19 protein-coding genes are annotated in these 25,084 nt (G+C 58.8%); 10 read left to right on the top strand and 9 right to left on the bottom strand.

The window, feature by feature from the left end:
- Window positions 1-32: 32 nt before the first annotated feature.
- The 6 genes from RDA78_RS02065 to RDA78_RS02040 form a co-directional block, all read right to left on the bottom strand.
- Complete coding sequence (locus RDA78_RS02065) at window positions 33-1,583, bottom strand: trimethylamine methyltransferase family protein (protein ID WP_434053714.1); 1,551 nt, start codon at window positions 1,581-1,583, stop codon at window positions 33-35.
- 52 nt (window positions 1,584-1,635) lie between these two features.
- Complete coding sequence (locus RDA78_RS02060) at window positions 1,636-4,077, bottom strand: GcvT family protein (protein ID WP_434053713.1); 2,442 nt, start codon at window positions 4,075-4,077, stop codon at window positions 1,636-1,638.
- Window positions 4,078-4,102: 25 nt separating this feature from the next.
- A complete protein-coding gene (locus tag RDA78_RS02055; protein WP_434053712.1) occupies window positions 4,103-4,657 on the bottom strand; it encodes a helix-turn-helix domain-containing protein in 555 nt (184 codons plus the stop codon).
- A gap of 145 nt (window positions 4,658-4,802) precedes the next feature.
- Window positions 4,803-6,272: a PLP-dependent aminotransferase family protein gene (locus RDA78_RS02050; protein ID WP_434053711.1), complete on the bottom strand. Its 1,470-nt coding sequence runs from the start codon at window positions 6,270-6,272 to the stop codon at window positions 4,803-4,805.
- A gap of 494 nt (window positions 6,273-6,766) precedes the next feature.
- Complete coding sequence (locus tag RDA78_RS02045; protein WP_434052359.1) at window positions 6,767-7,729, bottom strand: IS5 family transposase; 963 nt, start codon at window positions 7,727-7,729, stop codon at window positions 6,767-6,769.
- Between the two features lie 373 nt (window positions 7,730-8,102).
- The gene (locus RDA78_RS02040) at window positions 8,103-9,482 is read right to left on the bottom strand and encodes an aspartate aminotransferase family protein (protein WP_434053710.1); all 1,380 of its coding nucleotides are present in this window, start codon (window positions 9,480-9,482) and stop codon (window positions 8,103-8,105) included.
- A gap of 319 nt (window positions 9,483-9,801) precedes the next feature.
- On the opposite strand from RDA78_RS02040, the gene RDA78_RS02035 reads away from it, so the two are divergent.
- The 4 genes from RDA78_RS02035 (at window position 9,802) to RDA78_RS02020 (ending at window position 13,612) form a co-directional block, all read left to right on the top strand.
- A complete protein-coding gene (locus tag RDA78_RS02035) occupies window positions 9,802-10,803 on the top strand; it encodes a taurine ABC transporter substrate-binding protein (RefSeq protein WP_434053709.1) in 1,002 nt (333 codons plus the stop codon).
- 82 nt (window positions 10,804-10,885) lie between these two features.
- The gene (locus tag RDA78_RS02030) at window positions 10,886-11,692 is read left to right on the top strand and encodes a taurine ABC transporter ATP-binding protein (protein ID WP_306141326.1); all 807 of its coding nucleotides are present in this window, start codon (window positions 10,886-10,888) and stop codon (window positions 11,690-11,692) included.
- Window positions 11,689-12,951: an ABC transporter permease subunit gene (locus RDA78_RS02025; protein WP_434053708.1), complete on the top strand. Its 1,263-nt coding sequence runs from the start codon at window positions 11,689-11,691 to the stop codon at window positions 12,949-12,951. Before RDA78_RS02030 ends, RDA78_RS02025 begins: the two co-directional genes overlap by 4 nt.
- Window positions 12,952-13,390: 439 nt before the next feature.
- The gene (locus RDA78_RS02020; RefSeq protein ID WP_434053707.1) at window positions 13,391-13,612 is read left to right on the top strand and encodes a hypothetical protein; all 222 of its coding nucleotides are present in this window, start codon (window positions 13,391-13,393) and stop codon (window positions 13,610-13,612) included.
- A 115-nt stretch (window positions 13,613-13,727) separates the two neighbouring features.
- On the opposite strand, the gene RDA78_RS02015 is transcribed toward RDA78_RS02020, so the two are convergent.
- The 3 genes from RDA78_RS02015 to RDA78_RS02005 all read right to left on the bottom strand — a co-directional run bounded on the left by RDA78_RS02015 (window position 13,728) and on the right by RDA78_RS02005 (window position 16,345).
- Window positions 13,728-14,420 (bottom strand): glycosyltransferase, encoded by a 693-nt coding sequence (locus RDA78_RS02015; protein WP_434053706.1) that lies wholly within the window; start codon window positions 14,418-14,420, stop codon window positions 13,728-13,730.
- 183 nt (window positions 14,421-14,603) lie between these two features.
- A complete protein-coding gene (locus RDA78_RS02010) occupies window positions 14,604-15,374 on the bottom strand; it encodes a class I SAM-dependent methyltransferase (protein WP_434053705.1) in 771 nt (256 codons plus the stop codon).
- Window positions 15,375-15,646: 272 nt separating this feature from the next.
- Window positions 15,647-16,345, bottom strand: coding sequence for a hypothetical protein (locus RDA78_RS02005; protein ID WP_434053704.1), 699 nt, complete (start codon window positions 16,343-16,345; stop codon window positions 15,647-15,649).
- Between the two features lie 266 nt (window positions 16,346-16,611).
- On the opposite strand from RDA78_RS02005, the gene RDA78_RS02000 reads away from it, so the two are divergent.
- From RDA78_RS02000 to RDA78_RS01975, 6 genes are all read left to right on the top strand, one after another.
- Window positions 16,612-18,267, top strand: a complete 1,656-nt coding sequence (locus RDA78_RS02000; protein ID WP_434053703.1) for a B12-binding domain-containing radical SAM protein — start codon at window positions 16,612-16,614, stop codon at window positions 18,265-18,267.
- 494 nt (window positions 18,268-18,761) lie between these two features.
- Window positions 18,762-19,496: a transcriptional regulator NanR gene (gene nanR / locus RDA78_RS01995; protein ID WP_434053702.1), complete on the top strand. Its 735-nt coding sequence runs from the start codon at window positions 18,762-18,764 to the stop codon at window positions 19,494-19,496.
- A gap of 143 nt (window positions 19,497-19,639) precedes the next feature.
- On the top strand, window positions 19,640-21,565 hold the full coding sequence (locus RDA78_RS01990; RefSeq protein WP_434053701.1) for a hypothetical protein: 1,926 nt from the start codon (window positions 19,640-19,642) through the stop codon (window positions 21,563-21,565).
- Window positions 21,562-22,836 carry a ribulose-bisphosphate carboxylase large subunit family protein gene (locus RDA78_RS01985; protein WP_434053700.1) on the top strand — a complete coding sequence of 425 codons (1,275 nt, stop codon included), beginning with the start codon at window positions 21,562-21,564 and terminating at the stop codon, window positions 22,834-22,836. Before RDA78_RS01990 ends, RDA78_RS01985 begins: the two co-directional genes overlap by 4 nt.
- On the top strand, window positions 22,833-24,209 hold the full coding sequence (locus tag RDA78_RS01980) for a four-carbon acid sugar kinase family protein (protein ID WP_434053699.1): 1,377 nt from the start codon (window positions 22,833-22,835) through the stop codon (window positions 24,207-24,209). The genes RDA78_RS01985 and RDA78_RS01980 overlap by 4 nt, the downstream gene beginning before the upstream one ends.
- A 9-nt stretch (window positions 24,210-24,218) precedes the next feature.
- Entirely contained in the window at window positions 24,219-25,070 is an 852-nt protein-coding gene (locus RDA78_RS01975; RefSeq protein WP_434053698.1) for a phosphogluconate dehydrogenase C-terminal domain-containing protein, read from the top strand.
- Window positions 25,071-25,084 lie beyond the last annotated feature (14 nt).

The following is a 25,084-nucleotide window of genomic DNA, read 5'->3' as shown; positions in this document are numbered from 1 at the left end:
TCTTTCCGTTTGGTTCGCGTAAATGTTGGTTTTCAGGGTCTGGCAAGTTCTGCCAGCGACTGCGCGGCACGCAGCGCTGCGTCGGTGGCGTCATCGAAGGTGTGCCCGTCCGCCGACAGGATCTGGCGAATTTTTTCCTGGGCACTGTCGAGCAGCATCGGCCGGCCGCGCTCTTCCCATTCCTTCGGGCTCGTTCGATCGGCAAGATCGGGATAGATGTATTCGCTCTGCATCAACTCAAGCGTCTGGTCGTGGCCGAGATAGTGCCCCGGGCCATCAAGGACGACGGAGCGGATGACATCGATGTCGACGAATTCGTCCTTGACCTCGATCCCGCGCACGCAGCGAAGGACCTGACCGAGCATGTCATTGCCGAGCACCAGCGATTCCTTGCAGAAGCCCAGCAGCGAGGCATGCATGCCGACAGCTTCATAGACCATGTTCAGGCCGGAAAGCCCCGCCATGACATTGCTGATGCCCTGTTCCCACCCGGCCTGCATGTCGGGAAGCTTGCTGTCGGCAATGCCCGCCGCGGCACCTCCCGGAAGACCGTAGTAGTGATGCATCTGGGCGCAGGCGGAACTCAGCAGAGCCTGTTCACCGCTGCCGCCGGACATGGCCCCGGTGCGCAGGTCGCTGACGAAGGGCCAGGTCCCGAACATTGCCGTATGACCGGGTTTGATCGCGTTGACGTAGACCACCCCGGCAAGGCACTCGGCGACTGCCTGAACCACTGCCGTTGCGATCGGCGCGGGCGCGGTTGCCCCGGCCTGGCCGGCAGACAGAAGCAGGACAGGCATACCGGCGTGGATGCAGGCTTCCATCACTTCGCAGCTCTCTTCCGCGAATGTGAGCGGCGGGACCACGAAACAGTTGCTGTTTGAGACGAAGGGGCGTTCGCGCCAGGCGTCCTCACCTCCCGCCATCAGGTGCAAAAGCTCCAGTGCCGGAGCCACGTTGGCAGCTTCCGTGAACGATGTGCCGATGTGTTTCGTTGTTCCGGCGCAGGCGGCATAAACCGTGTTCACATCGAGATCGCGCGGGGTCTCGAACTCGCGGCAGACAACGGGCCGCTGGAAGAAGTGAACATTGTCCAGCTGCTGCACCAGGCGGGCGATGTCGTACATGTCCTGTACATTCGGATTGCGGTAGTCCCCCGATTTGGGGTCAACGATATGAACGGCGGCGCCTGCAGTGCCGAAGTGCACGTTCTTGCCCGACAGGTGCAGATCGAATTTCGGATCCCGCGCTTTCAGGGTGATGTCACGGGCAGCTTTGGCCAGCATGTCCTCGACCAGCGCGCGCGGAAAGCGGATCCGTCCGTCATCACCCTCGATTGCCCCGGCACCCGTCAGGATGGCTCTTCCTGAGGGGGGCGCGGACGCGAAGCCGATGACTTCAAGCGCCTGCAGTGCGGCCTCATGAATGCGCAGGACGTCAGTTTCCTTCAGTACCTGGTAGAAACCGCCGGGCATGCCCGGCCGTACCGGCCGGACCGCCTCGTCCAGGGGCCGCGAACGGGCCGCTGTGCGGGCCGAACGGCCCCCGGCGCGACGGCGTTGTTTCACTTCAGCTCCGCTCATGCAATCTCCTCCCATCTATGTCGGCAGGTTTCGCTTTGTATTCATCAATTTGTCAGGCTCGAAGGCGCGCGTTTTCGGGGTCCCACAGCGGCTGATCCGCCTGCACGACCGCTTTGTGCTTCTGGCCGTAGATTTCGAGTTCGAGCTCGGTTCCGGGCGCATCCAGTCCCGCTCGGACCACCCCGAGCGCAATGCTGGCGTTGACCCGGTAGCCCCAGTCGCAGGACGTGATTTCCCCGACGATTTCGCCGTCCTTCAACAAGCTGGACATGTATGGCGCATCATGGTCACCCGCGTTCACGACAAGGGTGACGAAACCCTTTGAAGACCCTTGCTGCTTCTCGATCATGAGCGGTTGCTTGCCCGGGAAGTCCTGCGGCTTGTCGAGTTTGACAAAGCGTCCCAGCCCGCTTTCGAACATGGAATAGTCGCTCGAAAGATCACCCTTCCAGGTTCGGTAACCCTTTTCGATCCGCATGGCATTGAGCGCGAACATGCCGAACGGTTTCGCGCCTGCTTCCAATATGGCGGCATAGATCGCGGGCATGTCGTCCATCGATGCATGCACCTCCCAGCCGAGTTCGCCGGTGAAGGAGACACGCACCAGCATGGCGGGCTTGCCTGCGACGGTCGTCTGCTGATGGGTCAGCCAGCCAAGCGACAGATCCGCGTCCGTCAGCCCCTGGAACAGATCGCGGGATTTCGGCCCGGCCACGATCAGCGTCGTCATCTCGGCTGTGCGGTCCGTGAGCGTCAGTCCCTCAGGCAGGTCCGACATCAGGAGATCGCGATCGTGCCATTGTGCGACGGCGGCCGTGATCAGCGTAAAGTCATCTTCGTCGTGGCGGATCAGGGACATTTCGGTCAGGACGCGCCCGCGATGGTCCGGGAAATAGCCCAGATTCAGGCGGCCGGCCTTGGGCAGCCCGCCCGCAATCTTGCCGCGCAGCCATTCGGCGGCGCCTTCTCCGGTCAGGCTGAAACGGGAAAAGCCGCACAGGTCGAGCACACCGACGCCATCGCGAACGGCTTCGCATTCTTCCTTGATGCGTGGCTGCCACGGACCTGACCGCGACCAGGTCTGTGTCGCTTCCTCGGAAGTATCGTCGCCTTCCTTGGCGAACCAGTTGGCGCGTTCCCAGCCGTTGAATGCTCCCATCTGCCCGCCAAGCTCGACGATTTTCGCATGATTGGGAGACAGTTTGCGGTCCCGGCCGGCAGGCCAGCTGTGATGCGGGAAGTGCATTGCGTATTCGTGGCCATAGACTTCCATGGCCTTGTCAATGCAGTACTGCTGGTCCGTGTAGTCGGTGTAGCGCCGGGGGTCGACAGCCCACATGTCCCATTCGGTGCAGCCGTGCATGATCCATTCGGCTGCGACCTTGCCGGCCCCGCCGCCCTGGGCGATGCCGAAGGTGAAGGTATGCGCCTCGAAGGCGTTCGGAACGCCTGGCATCGGGCCGATCATCGGAAGGCCGTCCGGCGCATAGGGAATTGGGCCGTTGATGTTGCGGCTGACGCCCTGGGTGCCGAGCAGCGGCACGCGCGCCATTGCGTCTTCGATGTACCATTCCAGCCGGTCCAGATCGTCGGGATAGAGCTGGAAGCTGAAATCGTCGGGCATCGGGTCGTCGGCGCGGGTCCAGGCGGACTGGCAGTTGCGTTCATAGGGACCAAGGTTGAAGCCGGTTGTTTCCTGGCGCAGGTAATAGGATGTGTCGACATCCCTGAGCAGGGGCAGCTTGCGTCCGTGCTTTTCGCTCCACGCAGCGACTTCGGGAACCGGTTCCGTCAGGAAGTACTGGTGGCTCATGACGGCAAGCGGCACCTTCCGCCCGCCGAAGGGCAGGAACCACTCGCCGACCCGTTCGGCATAGTAGCCGGCAGCGTTGACCACGTATTCGCAGCGGATGTCGCCTTTTTCGGTGTGCACGATCCATTCGCCGTTTTCGCGGCTGACACCGGTTGCGGGGGTGAAGCGCAGGATCTTGCCGCCGTGCGACCGCGCCCCCTTGGCAAGGGCCTGGGTCACCTGTGCCGGATCGATATCCCCGTCGAGCGGATCCCAGAGACCGCCTTCGAGATCGTGGATTTCCAGGAACGGATACCGTTCCTGCATCTGCTGGGGTGTGCACATTTCCATGTCCACACCCATGTGCCGGCCCATGCCGGCCACATATTCAAATTCCCTCATCCGCTCTTGCGTGTGTGCAAGGCGGAGCGAGCCGCTGACATGATAGTTGAGCGGATAGTCGACTTCTTCGGCCAGACCCCGGTAAAGCTCCAGCGAATAGCGCTGGATGTTCATAATGCCGAAACTGGCGGAAAAGGTCGGGCAGTTGCCCGCCGCGTGCCAGGTGGAACCGGCGGTGAGTTCGTTCTTCTCCAGAAGCACGCAGTCGGACCAGCCGCCTTTTGCCAGATGATAAAGGGTGGACACTCCGACGACGCCGCCACCGATAATGACAACACGGGCTGTAGTGGGAACTGACATTCTTCAGCTTTCCTCTTGAAAAGGTTCAGTAGACCGGTGGGGAAATCACCCAGACGGCGACTGCGGGTTCCGAGTAGGGGTTGGCCCAACGATAGGATGCGTTGCGGATCCGGAAACTGTCTCCGGTGGTCACGGTGAAAGAATCGTCATCCAGCCAGATGTCCAGCTTGCCCGAGATCATGTAGGCAAGCTCCTGCGTGGGGCGTGAAATGGGGCTCTTCCGGCTTGAGCCGGGTTGAAACGTCGAATGGATCATTTCGAAATCGTCGGTGAGATCCGGAGACACCAGCGCCTCGACAAGGCCCGCATCCCGTTCCCCGATGATGCGCCGGGCGGACGACCGCACGATCCGTCCCTTTTCGGCATCGGGTGCATCGGCGCTGCCGAAAAAGATGGACAGCGGCACCTCGAAAATGTCGGCGATCCGGCGGAGATCGGACAGGCGCGGTGTCGAGATGTCGCGCTCGATCTGGGACAGCCAGCCGACGGACCGCCCAAGCCTCTGGGCCAGGTCCTCCAGTGTCATTTTCCGTGTTGTGCGAAGGGCTCTGAGATCCTCGCCCAGGCTGCTCATTTCCATTCCGGCAATCCGCTTGTGAAAATTTCAGGGATAATTTCATTCCGGATTATGAAAAAATCAACAAAATTTTCACGCGCCGATGAACTTTTTCATTCGCGGCGAAACGGGTGTGCGTTTTCTGGCGTTCTGGCGGGTGCAAAATGTCTCAGGCGGTGGCTTCGTTCATTCTATTGGCGATGTGCGAAATACCGTCGGGAATCCGGGCCGAAGCGATCGAGGAATAAGCCAGCCGGTAGTGCCCCTGCTGTTCTTCGCCTTGCGCGAAGAAGGCGCGTCCGGCCTCGATCAGGACACCGTCCTCGCGAAGCTGCATGGCCAGTTTGGAACTGTCCACGCCTTCCCCTGCCTTCATCCAGAAGGAAGACCCTCCGAACGTGCCCTGACCGATCTGGGCAAGGCCGTTCTCCTGCAGGCTCTGCTCCATGATCGATCGGCGTTTGCGGTAGATGCGGCCCATGCGCGCGATCTGTGCATCATAGTGCCCGAGAGAGAGGAAATAGGCGGCCGTGCGCTGGATGAGCCCGGGCGGGTGCCGCAGGACAAGCGAGCGCAAGGCACGCGCTTCGCGGATGAACGGCTCGGACGCGACCAGGTAGCCGAGCCTCAGTCCCGGAAACAGGGATTTCGAGAAAGAACCGACATAGATGACCGACCCCGTCGGATCGAGCGATTTCAGTGCAGGCGAAGGCGACTTCAGGAACGAGATCTCGAACTCGTAATCGTCCTCCACGATTATGAAGCCACGGCGCGCGGCGAGATCCAGAAGCCGCTCGCGCCGCGACACCGGCATCGTCGCATTGGTCGGGCAATGGTGGCTTGGCGTGGTGAAAACGACGTCGGCGTCCTCGGGCAGGTCTTCCGGCGGCATGCCTGCGGCATCGACATCCACCGCCACCGTGTTGCAGCGGGTCTGGCTCAAAATCTGGCGGAGCCCGGGATAGCAGGGGTTCTCGATGGCGGCGGTGCGCCTTTGGGTCAAAAGGATCTGTGCGGTGATCCAGAGCGCATGCTGCGCGCCCATCGTGATCAGGATTTCCTCCGGCCGCGCGGTGATCGCGCGCCTGGGCAGGATCTGACGCAGGATGAACTCGACCAGCATGGGATCATCACGCTCGTAATAGTCGGTCGCCAGTGTGTCGAAGTCTTTCCGCCCGACGGCCTTGAGCGCACAGTTTCGCCAGTTGTGATGATCGAACAGTCTCGAATCCGACTGTCCGTAGATGAACGGGTACTTGTAGTCTCGCCAGTTGTCGGGCCGCACGAGCGGCACGTGTTCGGAAAACCTTTGGCCGATGGTTTTCGACCAGTCCACCTGCGCCTTGTCTGACTGGTCCGGCAGCGAAAATTTCGGCCGGCTCGGAGCTGTCTGCGCAACGAAATAGCCGGACCGGCCCCTGGAAACGAGATACTCGTTCGATACCAACTCAGTGTAGGCGATTGTCACCGTAATCCTGGCAACGCCCAGATGCTCTGCCAGCTTGCGCGAGGACGGCATCTTCTCCCCCGGCAGGCAGCGTCCCGACAGGATCGCCTCCACGACCAGCCGCTGAATCTGCTGTTGAAGGGACGTTTCATTGTCTGGCCGGAGAAAGAACGTCTCTGCCGGAATCGCCATATCTGGCCCTAATTTTCGTTGTGCTTGGACCTATAGCATAGCCGTCAGGAGGTTTTTGGCAATTCCCGTTGAGAAGGCCAAAGCGGCAAGCGAAGGCGTCGCCCAGGACGCAGCGAAGATCCGGGGGCTGCTCGTTCGCAGAGACTGTCTGGTGAATTCTGGCATTTGACCAGCCGCGAACCCGGTCACCTCTCCCCGCGGGATAAGGCGGCCAGCAAGACATCTGCGCCGTCCCGGACTTGATCCGGGACCTGCCGGGCACCTGTCATGTGGCCCCGGCTCAGGGCCGGGGCGGCAATACGCGCGCCCTGTCCTTCCTCGGTGCTGAGAGATTTGCTTCACGCCCTGAACCACCGGCAAACTCAATCACCTCTCCCGACGGAGACCTTTGCATAACGTCTTTGAGGCGTTGGACTTGATCTGTTTTGGTTGATTTTGCGGGTTTTGTTGATGATCGTCTGAAGGACGAGGTGTTTTTCATGTTGTTGTGAGCGTTAGGCGCTCAGCTTAGCCGCTTTTTTGAGGTTGAAGGCGATACAGAGCAGGCGGAACTGAGTTGCGTTGCGCTTCAATCCGACATAGCCCACACGCTCGTATCCATAACTTCGTTTGAGCGTTCCAAATACGCGCTCCACGGCAGCGCGAATGGGAGCTATCAGAGCATTGCGCCGCTGCTGCCAGTATGGCAGAGCCGCTTGATATCGATGGTTCCGGTGCATCACACGGTCCTTGATGCCAGCTGCCTTGAGCCTGGCGCGGCGCTCTTTGTGCTCATAAGCCTTGTCCGCATACACAGCCTGTTCGTCGCCACAGACAAGATCGTCAGCCACCTCGCTTTCGGAGGTTTTCGCCGGGGTCAGAATGGCCTGGCGAATGACGCCTGATCCTTGATCGACGGCAACATGAGCCTTGTAGCCAAAATGGGAACGCCCGTTCTTGCGCGTCCAGTCCGCGTCCGGATCGTGAGAGGATTTGCCTCCCATGCCTGCCTCTCGACCCGGGCGGCGTGCCTGAGCCGAAACCAGTGTGGCATCCAGCAATGTTCCTTCTTTCAGAACCATGCCCTTGGCTTCCAGTTGACCCAAAACCTCCTCAAATAAAGCTGTATCAAGCTCGTGACGACACAGTGCCGTGCGGAAGCGGCTGATGGTCGAGTGATCCGGCGTGCCATCTTCCAACGACAGACCCACAAATCGACGATAAGACAGCGTGTCAGACAAGACCTCTTCCAAACGCACATCAGACAAACCGTACCATTGCTGCAGCAACAGCGCCTTGACCATCGTCAGAGGACGATAGCTCGGACGCCCTTCACCAGCGCTGTAAAGCACGCGCACAAGACGATCCAAAGGCTCCCAATCAATCGCCGCGTCGATTGCATCCAGACGCTGATTGCGACCTAGGCCCGGATCCAAAAAACCGTCGCCAAACCCAAGCTGACCACTCGATCGATGCATCAACGCCTCCCGACTCAAATTCAACTCAGTGAATCACAAAATCAGCAGGTTATGCAAAGGTCTCCCAAGGGAGAGGTCGGCCTGAAAGGCCGGGTGAGGGGTCAGAGCTGTCAATTTTGCCCGGAGGTTTGCTCCCTCTCCCTGACCCTCTCCCAGGGGGAGAGGGAACCCGGTGAAGCGCCGAACCCGTCTCCAGACCTCCGGACGCTCTCAAAACGGGAATGAGACATCTACGCCGTCCCGGACCTGATCCGGGACCTGCCGGGCACCTGTCATGTGACCCCGGCTCAGGGCCGGGGGAGGCGCGGGCATTCATCGCCTGCTGCAGTCCGCCCCGGCCGCATTGATGCAAGAGCGGGGCGGAATTCTGCCGTCAGCCGAAGACGCGCGTCAGCGCACCGTCGATCGCATCGCTGATGTGGTCGATGTCGTTTTCGCTGGCGATCAGTGCGGGCGACAGGCAGATAACGTTGTTGAGGCCGGGTACGGCGCGGTTGCTGATGCCGATGATGACGCCTTGCGCCATGCAGTCTGCCGCGACGGCCTGCATCTGCTTTTCGGCAACAGGTTCGCACGTCGCGCGGTCTGCAACCAGTTCCGCCCCGCAGAAGAGACCCTTGCCGCGCACATCGCCGACGACCCGGTGCTTCTCCATCAGGCCGTTGAGGTTCGACATCAGCCGGTCGCCCATCCGCGTGGTGTTGTCCAGAAGGCCCTCGTCTTCGATGATGCGCATGTTTTCAAGCGCTGCAGCCGGTCCTGCGGTGCAGCCGCCGAAGGTGGAGATGTCGCGGAAGAAACTCATCGGATCGGAAGCATCGTCCTTGAACATGTCAAACACCTCTTCCGTGGTGACCATGCAGGCGATCGCCGCGTAGCCCGATGCGACGCCCTTGGCCATCGTCACGAAATCCGGCTTGATGCCGTAGTGCTGATAACCGAACCAGGTGCCCGTGCGCCCGACACCACAGACCACTTCGTCGATATGCAGCAGGATGTCGTACTTCTTGCAGATCTCCTGCACCCGGTCCCAGTAGCCTTCCGGCGGCGTGATGACGCCGCCGCCCGCCGTTACCGGCTCCAGGCAGAGCGCACCGACAGTGTCGGGTCCTTCGCGCAGGATGACTTCCTCGATGGCGTCCGCAGCGCGTTCGCCGTAGTTGTCGACATCCCACTGGGCGCGGTATTCGCAGCAATGGGGAACCTCAACGAAACCAGGCGTGTAGGGACCGTACTGCGCGTTCCGCTCCTGCTGCCCACCGGCCGAAATCGCCGTGATCGATGACCCGTGATAGTCACGCTCGCGATAGAGGATCTTGTGTTTCTTGCCGCCGTAGCGCTTGTGCGCGATCTGGCGGACCATCTTGAAGGCCTTTTCGTTGGCCTCGGTACCCGAATTGGTGAAATAGACCCGGCTCATGCCCGGCATCTTTGAAATCAGACGTTCGGAAAACAGCGCACCGGGAATCGAGCCTGCGGAGTTCGCGAAATAGTTCAGCTTCACCAGCTGATCGCGAATGGCATCGGCAATGCTTTCACGCCCGTAACCGACATTGACGGTCCACACCCCGCCGGACACCGCGTCGAGATGTTCCTTGCCGGTCGCGTCCCACAGCTTCATGCCCTTGCCTTCGACCATGATCTTGGGATCGATCGTCTCCAGCGCCTTGTGCTGGAGCAGATGATGCCAGACGTGATTGCGGTCGGCCTCGATGATTTCGCTCAGATCATTCGGTGAAGCAGCGACGTTCATGGCGATGTCCTTTCAAAGCTGCGGGTCATGGACGCGGAGTGGGTGAATTCGTTTCGGACTGCGCAAGCGATTTTTTGTGCGCCTGCTCACAATTCAAGCAGTCCGTTGCATCAATTGTTTTCAGTCAACACGGCCCGGCGGGGACATATAGGGCCAGATAAAGATATACAATAGATCCAGATAAGTGTTTCTATTGTAACCGGGCCGTTCTGTCGTAACCATTTTCGCCATGCAGGCAAGCCGATATTCGAGGAGAGCGGCACGAGACAGGAAAATCTGCGCGTCTGTAATGTATCGAGGGAACAGTGAGAAAAAATCAATGACCTACAGATCAAAACTTTTAGGCACATTCGCAGCTCTGGCGTTCATGAGCGGATTGCCGGCAAATTCATCCGCCGAGGAGCTGACCGTGGCTTACTTCCTGGAGTGGCCGATGCCGTTCCAGTATGCCAAGGAAAAGGGCCTTTACGAAAAAGAACTCGGGGTTCCGATCAACTGGGTGTCGTTTGACACCGGTACGGCGATGTCCGCCGCGATGGCGTCCGGCGACGTGCAGATCGCCGTTAGCCAGGGTGTACCGCCCTTCGTGGTTGCAGCTTCGGCCGGCCAGGACATCATCCTGACGGATATCGCGGTGAGCTACTCCGAAAACGACAATTGCGTCGTGGCCGAAGCGCTGGAGATCGACAAGAACAATGCCAAGGAGCTGGAAGGCAAGCAGGTCGGCGTTCCGATTGGAACCGCGGCCCACTACGGCTTCCTGTCCCAGATGAAGCATTTCGGCGTCGACATCACGACGATGGAAATCGTCGACATGGCACCTGCAGACGGTGCGGCCGCATTTGCACAGGGCAGCCTCGACATGGTGTGCGGCTGGGGTGGTGCGCTTCGCCGGATGGTGGAACACGGTAACGTGCTTCTGACCGGGGCGGAAAAGGAAGAACTCGGGATTCTCGTGTTCGACGGCATCAGTGTGCCGTCCGATTTCGCGGCAGAAGACAGCGAAATGCTGACCAAGTTCCTGAAAGTGACCGCTGAAGCGAACGCCATGTGGAACAAGGGCGAGAACAAGGACGAGATGATCGAAGTCATCGCCAAGGACGCGGGCATGGACGTGGATGCAACTGCTGCGACGCTGGCCACCTTCACGTTCCCGAACGTTGAAGATAAGCTGAGCGACAAGTGGATGGGCGGAAACGTCCAGACCTTCATGCTCGGCGTGGCGGATGTCTTCCAGGAAGCCGGCTCGATCCCGCAGGCGCTCGACAGCTATGTCGACACCGTGGATTCCAGCTATCTGGCAGCCACCAACACCGAGTAAGATCACATCCCTGCAAGACGCGGGGCGGCCGATTCTGGCCGTCCCGCATTCCCTCCTTTCAAGCTGCAGGAGATGACAGGCAATGGACGGCCTCCATATCGAAAATCTCTCCATGCGTTTCGACCTTCCCAACGGAACACATGTACAAGCGCTCAAGGATGTTTCCATTGAGCTGAAGACCGGCGAAATCATGTCGGTCCTGGGGCCGTCGGGTTGCGGCAAGACCACTCTCTTGAACATCGTTGCGGGTTTTCTGGCGCCGACCGGCGGGCAGGTGCGCATGAACGGCCACGTCGTGACCGGACCGAATGCCGAACGCGGCATGGTGTTTCAGAAGGGTGCTCTGTTCGAGTGGATGAACGTGCGCAAGAATGTCGAGTTCGGGCCGCGCATGAAATCCACACCCAAGCGCGAGCGCGACCAGATCGTCGACCATCTGCTCGAAACCGTCGGTTTGCAGGACTTCAAGGAAAAGGCGGTCTACGAGTTGTCTGGCGGCATGCAGCAGCGTGTGGCCCTGGCGCGTTGCCTCGCCAACGACCCCGATGTCATCCTGATGGACGAACCGCTCGGTGCACTCGACGCCCTGACACGTGAGAAGATGCAGGGGCTTGTTCTGAAGCTCTGGAAGGAAACCGGCAAGACCGTCATTCTCATCACGCATTCCGTGGAAGAAGCGCTGCTTCTGGGCGAGCGGTTGCTCGTCATGGCGCCGCGGCCCGGGCGCATTCATAAGGAATACCGCCTGCCATTTGCGGATCGCGGTGTCGAGGCAGACCTCCGCGAAGTCAAGAAAAGCGATGGTTTCGGGGAGACGCGCGAAGAGATCCTCTCGATGATCTGGGAAATGGAAGAGGAAATCATGGGCCGATCGGAGACAGCAGCATGACCGGATCAGTTGTCTTCCTCGCATATGCCGGCCTGTTTCTCGCCAGCTACTTTCTGGTGAGCTACCTCAGCAGCATCATGCAACGCGGTCAGGATTTCACCAGTCTGAAAACCGTTACCTTCGGTGACGAAAGCGCAATCCGCCCGAACCGGGCCGCGTCCGTCATTTCGGTCCTCGTGATCTTTTTCATCTGGGGCGCATTCACCGGATCGAAACTCGTGCCGTTTCATGTTCCAGGGCCATTTACCGGGGAAACAAGCTTCACCTATTCCGTGACGAATGATGCGGGTGAGACCGGCGAGGCCACGGTGGACGTCATCGTTCATGAGCCGGGTGCGAAAATTGACGACCCGGAAGTCGCAACGAGCGATGGTCTTGCCCAGAACGATTCCGGGACTGTCGGCGCCTGGCGGTCCGTTCTGTTGCGCGTCACACGCAACGACGGCGAAGGCGCTCGTGTCACGGCGGTCGACGGGCAGGCGATCGAACCCGGACAGACGGTCTCCGTCTCAAACGGGACGGTCAGCATGACGCCGAAGGGATCGTTGAATTTCGAACCCGACAAGGGCCTTCAGATGGAGCCGATCTGGATGCCGTCTCCGGAGGCCGTTGTCAGCCGCTTCAGCGAAATCGCTTCCGAGGGCTACCAGAACTTCACGCTCTGGGAACACCTTGGCTGGTCGCTGCTCCGCGTGGTTGGAGGCTTCATCGCCGGGGCCATAATCGGCATTCCCCTCGGATATGCCATGGGGCTTTCCAGCTGGGTGCGCGGGTGGTTCGACCCGATCGTCGAATTCATGCGTCCCGTTCCGCCGCTGGCGCTGATCCCGCTTGTCATCATCTGGTTCGGCATCTGGGAAACCGGCAAGATCGTGCTTCTGTTCCTGGCCGCGCTCTGGATCATGACCATTGCGGCACGGGCAGGCGTGTCGGGCGTAAACATCAGCAAGGTGCATGCTGCCTTCTCGCTTGGTGCCAACAAGCGTCAGATCCTGCGCTACGTCATCGTCCCCAACTCGCTGCCCGAGATCTTCACCGGTGCGCGTGTTGCCATGGGCGTCTGCTGGGGAACGGTGGTTGCGGCCGAACTCGTTGCGGCTCAAAAGGGCGCGGGAATGATGATCATTGCGGCGTCGAAATTCCAGCTGACCGACATCGTCATCATGGGGATCATCCTCATCGGCATCGTCGGCTACAGCATCGACATCCTGATGCGCATGGCCGAGCGGGTGCTCGTGCCCTGGAAGGGCCGGGCCTGACGTCACTCTGACGTGTTACCGGGGCGCGGCATGGGCCGCGCCTCGACTGCTTTTCACCGTCTTCCCGATGATACAGCGAGCGAGACTTGCTTTCGTTTACTGTTGAATTTGACATGGTTAAAAAGACGTAGCGGAGCTTGGTGAAGTGTATCAATTTGAAATTTTTAGTGTATTTAAGTATATTGTGAATGTAGGCATTGGCGAGTTTTGATGTCTACTTGAAAAATTTTGCGTCGATTCTGATCGGCGCCCACAAAATTAAATCGTGCTTAGTATTTGTAGGCAGGCGTGGATCTGTTCAATTGCCTGATCCGTCGAGCGGTTTCACCTGATCGCAACATTGGGTTTGCCGAATTGGCTTGGAATCTCGACAGTCGGCCGTTTTATTTTGTTTGGAGGCGAGATCGTGAAACATGCTGCTCCGGGAGATAAACATTTCATGCTGCGACAGGACCTGGTGAACGTTCTTCGCAGACATCAGGAAGTTCTTTGCCCGGCCGAACTGCTGGCCGTCTCAAGCCAACTTGTGGGCAACCTGATCGCCCTTCAGGACGAAACACGGATGTCGCCTGATCTTGCGATGGAAATCGTTCTGCAAAACATCGAAGAGGGCAACCGCACCGCCGTCGCCGATCTTCAGGCGCGAACGACCGCCGCGTGATGCGCCGGCCAATCATCCCCTCGCAGGCGTACCGGCTTCACACTTGGGGCGGTTCAGCCACCGCTTGTCTGTGGCCGGACAAACAACAGGGTATCCTTGAAAGGCAGAAAGGCCGTCAGTCGAACGGACCATCTATGACTTGCTGCAGGGAATAGTTTGCAAGAAGTTTCTCCCTGTGCCACTCCGCTGCCATCGGCGTGTTGGCATATTCGTGAAAACAGGGTGTTCCCAGGGTGAAATGCAAGAGTTTTGCGTCCGGGTTCGGGCCGAATTCGTCCGGCAGCCAGTTCCACTCGATCGGCAATTCGCCAATCAGGTCGTCCGACAGCCATGTGAACCGATGCAACTGGGCGCCTGTCGCTTCCATGACATAATCCGGTGTGACCATCCGGTTGGCGGGATGAGCGCAGTTCCACAGAACCACGCTGGACCAGTTCTTCCTCGGGTAATCCTCGTTCTTGGAACCGAGATATTTGGTGTGCTGCCTGGTCTTGTAATCGTGATGCACGCACATCACGGCCTTGGTCTCATCGCGCATGGCGAAAAGCTTGGCAATGTCGTCCCGCACGATCATGTCGCCGTCCAGGAACAGCGCCCAGCCATTGTAGTTCATGAGGTGTGGAATCAGGAAACGCGTATAGATGAAGTGATTGGATCCGTCGGTGTGGGTTTCCTGGTAGGTTTTCAGATTGTTGAGGGAAATCGGTGAAATCGCCAGCATGTCGCTGGAAAGACGCGTGAGGCTGTTCGCGCATACGTGAAATGCCACTGCTTCCCTTGGATCATAACCGACAAATATATTTAGCATCTTGCGCAACCCTCGAATCTGAATTTCGTCGCAAATTATTTTCAAAAACCTGAATAAGCAATACCAGATAGACCGTCCATCGCAGTATCGCGCGAATATCGAAACCAAGGGACGCTGTGCTCTTTCCGGCAACGGTATGGCCGGCTTGAGAGGGTGGTCGACCATGCCCCGAGTGCCGGATGCTCAAACGCCCTTCGAGCTGTGGGGTGCGGGACGCCAGTTTCTGAAAAACCTTAGCAGACGTTTAAGGGAAGGTCTGGAGTCGGCTTCGACGAGCAACCTGGTCTTTTCTGCTCCCCTGGCGTAGCACTCGGCGGTGATATTCCGGTCCGGCTCTCCGTCGACACGGAACAAGAACCCGTCTGCATTGTTGTGTGTCACCAGCCGGCAGCCAAGGCTCGCCATGAGGCCAATGAGCGAGTCATGGGTGAAGTAGTATTTGTGGGATATGTGAAAGTGCTGCAGCCATTGTCTTGCGCGCTGCCGGTCGATGATAGGCGTTGCGACAAAAAGCAGTCCGTTTTCCGCACAGCAGTCCCGAATGAGGTCCGCCATTTGAGCGCCCGGATCGATCATGTGCTCGATCACATGCGACACAACAACGAGATCGTACTTCCGTGTCTCGTCGTACGGCAGGATGCCCTGGGTAAAGGCAAACCGGCTGTATTCATCCTCGACTTCATGCAGAAACACGGTTTTGCCCTGTGCAAGAAGATCGATTGTCTTGCCGCCGGCACCACCGCCGAAATCGAGCACCGTGTCGAAATCCTCGCCAAGGCCGCCAAGATAAGGCGCAAGCGACTTCGCTTTCTGATTGGCAAAAAGTGTCTCCGGTGTCCTGGCCTCGCGCTTCACCTTGCCATAGACGGCGCTGTAGTAATGGGCGGCGGTTTCATCCGTAAAGTATGGATTGGCCCTGAGCGTGCCACAATCGGAACACGCAACGATCGGCATGAAATTCTTGTGCCGGGAGACCGTGGAAACAACAAATGACTTTGTGCTTCCGCAGGAGCATTTTGTGAAGCGGAAATCAAAGTTTTCAATTTCAGGAAACTCATCGAATACTTCTCTATATTTGTGACGACTGTCGTTGAAATCGAAAAGCACGAAAATGACCCGGGACTTAATGTATAGTTTAAATTGGCTTAAAGTCGGCAGGATAGCCTGTCAAGAGATCCTCGGCATTGATCACCGGCAAGCCCGGCTCGAACATGGTGTGGAGAAAATCAGCCGCGGGCGTCGACGCCAAAAATTCTGCGCTTGGTCGCTTTGCCGGAGTGCAGCAGCCTGTTGAAGACGTAATGTTTCACCCGCTTTTCCGCGAAGCGTGCGCAATAGGCGGCGGACCCTGTCAGACTGCGGCGCGCCGGCGGGCCATTCGAAGAATGGGAGACAAGGGCACCGTTCGCGATCAGATCGGCGAACCACCTCTTTTCCGCGTCCCAGTCGTGTGTGTGCTGTTTGCCCTGATGCGTGAAGCCGAACAGGTGCAGCTCAGTCCCCGTGAGGCTGTCCAGGAATTCCGCGACGATGGCCGCGCCGGTGGTCGGATTGCTTTTCAGAAACGGATCGTACTTCTCCAGCTGCTTGCGGGCCTTCTCGTTCGGCTCGAGTCCCAGGTAGTACGCTTTGCATTCCCGGTCGAAGAGCCAGTCGACCTGCCCGTTTGTTTCCGTGTCGTTGACCCAGACCTCCTTGGCCCGATGCAGGGCGACCGGATTGATTCGCTTGCTCATGTAGACCCGGGCACGATTAAGCAGGAGGATGTCGACCCTTTGCCCGGCAGCGCCGCAGGCACGTGCGCCGTTGAACCGCAAGACAAGATCGGCTTCGTCGATCTTGGGTGCGTCGAGGGCCGTGACCGGTCCGTTACCGACAATCGCAAGGGTCTTTGGTCTTGTTGCCAGGAGGCTGCTGCTGATCATTGCTGTCCCGAACCGCTGCGGCGCGGCGTGTGTTGCCGTCAAGTGAGCGTGCCTTATCGGGCAGAAACTCGGAGAGCACAAGTTCTGCCGGTCACGTTCCTGAAAGGGCCGGTTCAACCGGAGTCCCGTTTTGCGGCCTCGTGAAAATGGTGCTAATGAGTATGTGCAGGTGACCTGAGATATCGCGCCATTTAATCCTGCGCCGCGTTGGACTTGTTGCAGGTATCCACTGAGAGGCTTCAAGGCGCTGGAGGTTGAGGGCAATAATGAAAAAACCTGTAAATGCGCTGTTGGTGCACCCCAAGTTCAATGCGAATTCGTTCTGGAACTACAGCGTAGCCTGCGAAATAGTTGACGCCAAATACCCCGCATCTCCGCTTGGATTGATCACTGTCGCCGCCATGTTGCCGGCTCACTGGACCCCGCGCCTGGTTGATCGTAACTGCGAAACGCTCACCGACGAAGACATCGATTGGGCCGACATTGTCATGATCGGATCGATGTTGCCGCAGCAACTGGACGCCCTGCAGACTGTGAAATTGGCGCAATCGCGCGGCAAGAAGGTCGTCATGGGTGGTCCGGACCCAACGTCAAGCCCGGATTGCTATGACATCGCCGACTTCCTGGTGATGGGTGAAGTCGAGGAAATCATGGACGATTTCATCGAGGCGTTTGAACGCGGTGATGAAAGCGGCCGGTTCAAAGCGGAACTGTTCAAGATAGACGTCACCAAGACGCCGATGCCACGCTTCGATCTCCTGAAAATGGAAAACTATCTCCACATAGGCGTTCAGTATTCGCGTGGCTGTCCGTTCACTTGTGAGTTTTGCGATATCATTGAACTTTATGGTCGGCGTCCGCGGATGAAGACCAATGAGCAAATGCTGAGCGAACTTCAGGCGCTCTATGACTCCGGCTATCGCGGTCATGTCGACTTCGTCGACGACAACCTGATTGGAAACAAGAAGGCGGTGAAGCTGTTCCTGCCGGAGCTGATCAGATGGCAAAAGGAGCGGAATTTTCCGTTTGAGTTTTCTACGGAAGCTTCGATCAATCTCTCCGACGATCGAAAGTTGCTGGACCTCATGTCCGAGGCCGCCTTCTTTGTCGTCTTCGTCGGCATTGAAAGCTCTGATGAGGAGACGCTCGCGGCGGCGCGCAAGAAGCAAAACACCCGGCGCTCCATTCCGGACAGTATCGACGACATTTACAGAGCCGGCATATCGGTCGTCGCGGGTTTCATTATCGGATTTGATACCGAAAAGGGCAGCGTTTACGGACCAACGACGCAACTGATCCATGACACCAAGATCGCCGTCAGCATGGCGGGTCTCCTGTATGCTCTCAACAATACCCAGTTGTCACGTCGGCTGAGTGAGGAACAGCGCCTCTATTCCGAAAGCCACGTCATGCTGGAAGACGCTACCGAGGCTGGTGTTGGCGATCAGTGTACCGCTGGCCTCAACTTCGATACGCTTCGGCCAAGACGCGACATCCTGCAAGACTACCGCGATATCATCGAAACCATATATGCGCAGGATGCGTTTGTTGATCGCGTCAAGCGCATGGCCGAGACACTCGAATACAATCACCCCCACAGAATGAATTGGGGCGTAATGAAAAAAGATGCGGTCCAGTTCTCCAAACTTGCCTGGCGGGTGACCACACAGCACCCCGAAATGCGCGGCAGCTTCTGGTCCATGATCTGGTACTTCCTGCGCAAGCAACCGCGCAGCCTCAAAATGGTTGTGCTGTTCATGACGCTTTACGTTCACCTTGGAACATTCTCCCGGTATGTGGTGAAGGAAATCGATCGCCAGATTGCCGTGCTCGACCGCAACGCAGCGCTTGGTGATGATGCGCTGAGCGACCGTGAACTCATGCACGGTCACTTTGACGGTGCGCTGGACGCAGCGCAGTAGGAACCCCGGCAAACATGCGCGGTCTGATCCGAAAGCCTGAGAAACGTCTTTAGCGGGTCCCGTTCCTCCACGCTGCTACACCAAGGCCATGCAGTTGCGTCTTGAGACGTTTCATTGCTGGTCGCGCCGGTTGCCCATGGGGTGGTCGTTCCGGGCAGGACCGGTGGCGCACGACCGCAAAGCGCGGCATTCTCGTCAAGATCACCCTCTTGCCTTTGCCTGCGTGTTTCCTCAGACAGTTTCACACTCCGCTTGTGAACGAAGCCGCCGCGCTTTGAACGACACGTTCTGACCAGAGGTGTTTTGACTGCGAATACCGCCTGGCGCACATAAGAAAGAAGTCTTTCAGTGTCTCCATAGTCTTCAGGGCGCTCCGGCCGGTCTGTCTGTGAACCCCGTTATGGGTTTTGGCGGCATGGTTTTCCTTGAATTTGGGTCCATCTATTGCGAGCGCTCTCTTGCAAAATCTGGCCAATTCGGCAAAAAGAGATGTAATGAGTACACCAACTACACCCATCAAGCGGCGGAAGCTTTCCGATGACGTTCAGGACCGGTTGCTGGAGATCATCCGCGGTCCTGACTATGCACCAGGTGATCTGCTGCCTTCCGAAAGGGAGTTGATGCGCGCCTATTCCGTCGGCCGTCCCGCCATCAGGGAGGCGATGCAAAATCTTGCGCGCATGGGGCTCATCGAAATCCGGCACGGCGAGCGGCCCAAGGTCGCAGAACCTTCACTGAACAAGACGGTCGACCAGTTGGGCGACACGATGCGGCACTTGTTGCGGCACTCGCCAGCGGATCTTGCGCATCTGAAAGAGGCGCGTATCGTTTTCGAGATACAAATGGCCCGGATTGCTGCGGAGAAAAGGCATCCGGATGACATTTCGAAGCTGGTGCAAATAGTTGATAAACAGGAGCAATCAAGCAGTGAATCTGACTTGTTCCTGGAGTGTGACGGTGCCTTTCACCGGGCTATCGCCGAGATATCCGGCAATCCGATTTTTTCGTCGCTGAGTGAAGCAATGTTTGGATGGCTTGCGCATTTCCACATTGATCTGGTTCGCAAGCCCGGGCTGGAAAAACTGACGATCAAGGAGCATCGGGACATCATAGAGGCGATTGCGGATCGCGATGAAGTGCGGGCGGCCAAGGCAATGACCGATCATCTCAATCGCGCCAATGCTCTATACCATCGCAGCCACGACGATTTCTCCGATCAATCCGAATAACGGTGCCGGGGCGTTCTGGCAAGTCTCTTCCTCACAGTCAATCGTAGTCAACGCCAGCGCCCTGCAAGGTTGCTGCCGCGATATTGACGCTTTTCTCAAACTGGTATAATCATTAACCCATAAGAAGAAATTGGGAGGGTGGCATGCAAGGCGATACAGCCCGCATAGCCTTGTTCGGAACGGTCGACCGTGCGGACACCGCACGGAGGGTTGCCGTGGGGGACCTCTCGTTTCTCATCGATGGTGACGCCATTCGGTGCATGTCCTGGAAGGGCGTGGAAGTCATACGTGCCTTGAGCTGGCCCGCGCGGGACGAAAACTGGATCACGCTGCCGCAGATCGTCAGGTCTTCCAGTCTTGATGCAAATGAACACGAAGCGCTCCTGCGCCTGGAATTCGAGGTCGCCGAGGGCGCATTGAGTTGCCTGTTGACTGTGGCCTTTTCAGCGGCAGGTTCCGTCGAGGCGGATCTGACGATGAACGCCAAGCGGGACTTCGACACCAATCGCACAGGCTTCACGCTGCTTCACCCGATTGAGGGCGTTGCCGGTGAAAGCCTTGCCATCGTTCACTCCGACGGCAGTCGGCAGCAAACGAAGTTCCCGCGTTTCATTTCGCCGTCCCAGCCGGCGTTCGACATTTCGGGCCTCAGTTATGCGTTGAATGGGACTGCCGTCGACATCGCCTTCGATGGTGAAATCTTCGAAATGGAGGACCAGCGCAACTGGACGGATGCATCCTTCAAGACCTACTGCCGCCCGCTCGTCTTTCCATTCACCTATCGGATCGGCGGGGGCGAGACCGTTCGCCAGTCGATCCGGATATCGTTTTCGGGGGATGGCCCCGGCGCTGCGTCGTCGGATACCGCGCGCGTCACCTTTGAACCGGACGGAACCATGCCCAAGATAGCGCTTGCGGCGGAACCTGGCTGGCTCCCTGTGATTGATCGCCGTCGGGCACTGGAAAAAACCGGCATAGGCGCAATTCAGGTGAGGGTCGGCCCGTCAATCGACACTGCCTTTCTCGAACAGGCCGCACGGACAAGCCGGCACCTCGAGACAGAATTCGATCTTGAAGTCGTCGTTCCGGAAGGCACGGATCCGCAAGTTCATTTCAGTCAGATCAGGGCCCTGCTGGACGGCTTGGGAATTGAGCCGGTCCGGGTGTTGTCCGTGGCCGAACCATATCTGAAAAGTCATCAGCCAACCGGCCCGTGGCCGGACGGACCCCGCCCGGACGATTGCGTCAAGGCTGCGCGGAAGGTCTTCGGTTCGGCACTGATCGGCGGTGGAGCGCTCACGAACTTCACGGAATTCAACCGCTGTCCGCCCCGGCCGGAATTGTGCGATTTCATCGGTCACGGAATGACCGCAATTGTGCATGCCGCAGACGATCGCTCGGTCTGCGAGACGATCGAGGCGCTTTCGCACGTGTTTGAAAGCGCAATCAACATGGCTGCGGGGAGACCATACCGGCTCAGTCTTGCAACGATTGGCATGCGCTCCAATCCATACGGTGCTGATGTTGCCGAAAACCCAGGTCAGGTGCGCCAGACCATGGCCCGGTTTGATCCGCGCCAACAGGGAATTTTTGCAGCCGCGTTTGCGGTCGGCGTACTGAACGCAACACAAGGATATCCCGTGGAGAGCTTGGCGCTTGCAGCGCCTGCGGGCCCGTTCGGCATCATTGCGCAAAAGCTTCCGGTGGAGAGCGCCTATTTTGATGCGCACACGGATGCTCTCGTTTACCCGATCTTCCACGTTGTCCGCATGGCGGCGCGCATGGGCAGTCGTCAGAGGCAGGGCGTCCACGGTTTGCCGCGGGGACTTCGTGCGGTTGCGGCCGGCACGCGCAGTGACTGGGACATGATGATTGCCAATCTCGGTGATCGGTCCGCGTCTGTGCGGTTGCCCTCCAGCGCCGGTGTGCGAAGACTTGACCCGTCATCCTTCGATGAAGCCGTACGCGACCCCGATTGGCTGACCAATGCCAAACCCGTCCATACCGATGAATGCGAGGTCGAGCCCTATACCGTTCTGTTTGCCTCCGCAGCGGGAGCAAGAGCGTGACCGGCAATCCGGAAATCGCGTCCGTCGAACGCATAGAAGCGGACTATCGGATTGAAACCGCCGTTGACCCGGAGGCCGCAGTAGACGTGATGGCAGGGGAGCAGTCTTCCGGGACCTTTCTCTCCGTGCCCGGTGAAACCGCGGAGTTGAAAGAGCGGTCTGCCGCGAGGGTCGAAAAGCTTGAATTGATCGAATGCGACGGTCAGCCTTCCTTGCCGGGTTCCGCAAGAGGCGATGGAGTGGTCCGGCGTGCCCTCGTTACCTTGTCCTGGCCGCTCGACAACATCGGTCCATCGCTTCCGAACCTGATGGCAACCGTAGCCGGCAACCTATTCGAGCTCAAGCAGTTTTCAGGATTGCGGATAACCGACCTCCGCCTGCCCTGGGCCTTTGCCGATAGGTACTCCGGACCGAAATTCGGCATCGAAGGAACGCGCCGCCTTAGCGGGGTCCACGACCGGCCGTTGATCGGCACGATCATCAAACCGAGTATTGGCCTTGATGTCGCGGCGACGGCTGATCTGACGCGCACCCTGTGTGATGCGGGTATCGACTTTATCAAGGACGATGAGTTGCAGTCCGACGGCCGCGTGTGTCCTTTCGATGCGCGCGCCGAAGCGGTGCTCCGGCATGTTAACGAGACCGCTGAGCGGACCGCACGGAAACCGATGTTCGCCCTGAACGTCACCGGCGAGCTTGACGAAATGCGCCGGCGGCATGACAGAACCCTTGCGTTGGGCGGCACCTGCATAATGGTCAGCCTCAACGCCATCGGTCTGGTCGGGCTGATTGAGTTGGCAAAACACAGTCAGTTGCCGATTCATGCGCACCGCAATGGCTGGGGCTACCTTTCCCGGCATCCCATGCTCGGCTGGTCCTATGTGGCCTGGCAGAAAATCTGGCGGCTCGCCGGTGCCGACCATATGCATGTCAACGGTCTGGACAACAAGTTCTGCGAGGAAAACGAGAGCGTGATCCGGTCGGCGAAGACCTGCCTCACGCCGATTTTCCACGAAAAACCGTGTGTGGCGATGCCGGTTTTTTCCTCGGGCCAATCCGCGAAGCAGGCGCCTGCTACGTTCGCCGCGCTGAACTCGCCGGATCTAATCTACGCAGCGGGTGGTGGCATCATGGGCCACCCGGACGGACCGGCAGCAGGTGTCGCAAGCCTCAGACAGGCCTGGCAGGCCGCGATGGAAGGCACGTCCTTAACGGACTTTGCGCCTGGTCGCCCGGAACTCGCAAAGGCCCTGGGGACCTATTCGGCATGACCGCTCAAGCGAAAGCGCAATTGCCCGAAGGCACGCTCGTCTCCTGGTACGGTGACGACTTTACCGGTGCAGCGGCTGTCATGGAGGTGCTGACATTCTCCGGTCTTCCAGCGGTTCTGTTTCTCGACATTCCGACTGCACCCCTGTTGCAACGGTTCAAGGGGTATCGCGGTGTCGGCATCGCGGGCGCGGCCCGTTCCTATCCGCCGGACTGGATGGAGACCAATCTGCCGGCTGCCTTTGCAGCAATGGCGACCACCAATGCGCCGATCAACCACTACAAAATCTGTTCCACCCTTGATTCCTCGCCGTTCGTCGGTTCCGTCGGGCGCGCGGTTGAACTCGCCGGACCCGTGCTTGGTGGTACCTGGCATCCGCTCGTCGTGGCTGCGCCGCAGATCGGACGCTACCAGGCATTTGGCAACCTGTTCGCGCGCGCAGGGAAGAGCACGTTCAGGCTCGACCGGCATCCGACAATGAGCAAGCACCCTGTCACACCGATGCACGAGGCGGATGTTCGCCTGCATCTGCGGCAGCAAACCCAGATTCCGATCGGTCTTGTCGACATCGAGGCAGTCAGTTCCCGAACCGGACAATCCACCTTTGAGGAAGAGCGCGCCAAGGGAAAAGTGCTACTCGCCATAGACGTGCTGGACGAGAGATCCCTGATCGAAGCAGGACGCCTAATCTGGAAAAACCGCGGCGAAAAATTGCTCGCGGTCGGCTCCCAGGGGGTCGAATATGCGCTCACCGCCTATTGGCAGGACCGCGGCCTCCTCGCTGCCGGCGAGTTGAGAGAAAGGCTGGAGCCGGTGGACAGGCTCGTGGCGGTTTCCGGTTCCTGTTCTCCGGTGACAGCCGATCAGATTTCAAACGCGACTGAAAATGGCTTTACCGGATTGCGCATGGACCCGGCCTGCGCTGTTGAAACGCTCGCCTGGGAAAATGAGCTTGCAAGAGTGTCTGATGAAGCGCTTGGCGCAATCTGCGCGGGCAAGGATCCACTCATTTATACGGCTCTGGGTCCTGAAGATCCCGCAACGGTCTCATTTTTTGAGGCTGTTACGGCTTCCGGCCGGTCTTTGCAGGACATCAATGCTGCGGTCGGTTCCGGCCTCGGAACGCTCCTGCGCAGGCTGATGGAACGGACAGGCACACGACGCGCTGTGATTGCCGGAGGCGATACTTCCAGCCATGCAACGAAAGAACTTGGGGTGTGCGCGCTGACTGCGCTTTCCCTCATTACACCCGGTGCATCGATCTGCGCGGCCCACCCGGCAGATCCTTCGAACGCGACATTCGAAATTGCGCTGAAGGGCGGGCAGATGGGTGAGCGCGATTATTTCAGCCAGGTGAAAAATGGCGGGATATAGGAGGAAAAGATGACACGTATTGCGTTGCTGGGCGCTGGCGGAAAAATGGGCGTCAGACTGGCGAAAAACCTGCGTAGCTCGGATTACTTGGTCGACCATGTGGAAATATCCCCCGAGGGCAGGGACCGGCTCCGGCAGGAGGTCGGTGTCGATTGCGTCGAACTGGAATCGGCGATCGCCAGCGCCGGAATTGTCATCCTTGCTGTGCCTGACCGGCTCATCGGGAGCGTGGCTGGCCAGATCATCGACAAGGTCGCGCCGGGGACCGCGCTGATGGTCCTGGACGCGGCTGCACCGCATGCCGGCGAGATGCCTGACCGTGATGACGTGACCATTTTCATATCGCATCCCTGTCACCCCTCATTGTTCGGTTTCGAGACGGATCCGAATGCGCAACGGGATTTTTTTGGCGGCGTCCACGCCGTCCAGCACATCGTCTGCGCGCTTATGCGGGGCCCGGAGGCGCATTATCAAATGTGCGAGGCGGTCGCACGGACGATCTATGCGCCGGTAGACCGCTCACACCGGTGCTCGGTCGAGCATCTGGCGACACTGGAACCGGCGCTTTCCGAAACGATCGGCGCGACGCTGGCACTCGCCCTGCGCGATGCCGTCGACGAGGCGGTGCGGCGCGGCATCCCTGAGCAGGCGGCCATGGATTTCATGCTGGGCCACCTCAACATCGAACTCGCAATCGCTTTCGGCGTTTTTCCCGAAGGTAAGTTTTCCGATGGCGCGTTGCTTGCCATCGAGAAGGCCAAACCACTCATTTTCAAGGAGGGTTGGCTGGACCGCATTTTCGACCCGGACGCGGTGAAAGCGTCTGTGAAGGAGATTTGCGATCCGCAAGAGGCGGCCTGAAACGCCGTAAGCAA

This window comes from Roseibium sp., from assembly GCF_051016195.1.
Taxonomy (GTDB): domain Bacteria; phylum Pseudomonadota; class Alphaproteobacteria; order Rhizobiales; family Stappiaceae; genus Roseibium.
The sequence above is the reverse complement of the archived record's forward strand: the minus strand, read 5'-3'. Positions and strand labels throughout refer to the sequence as shown.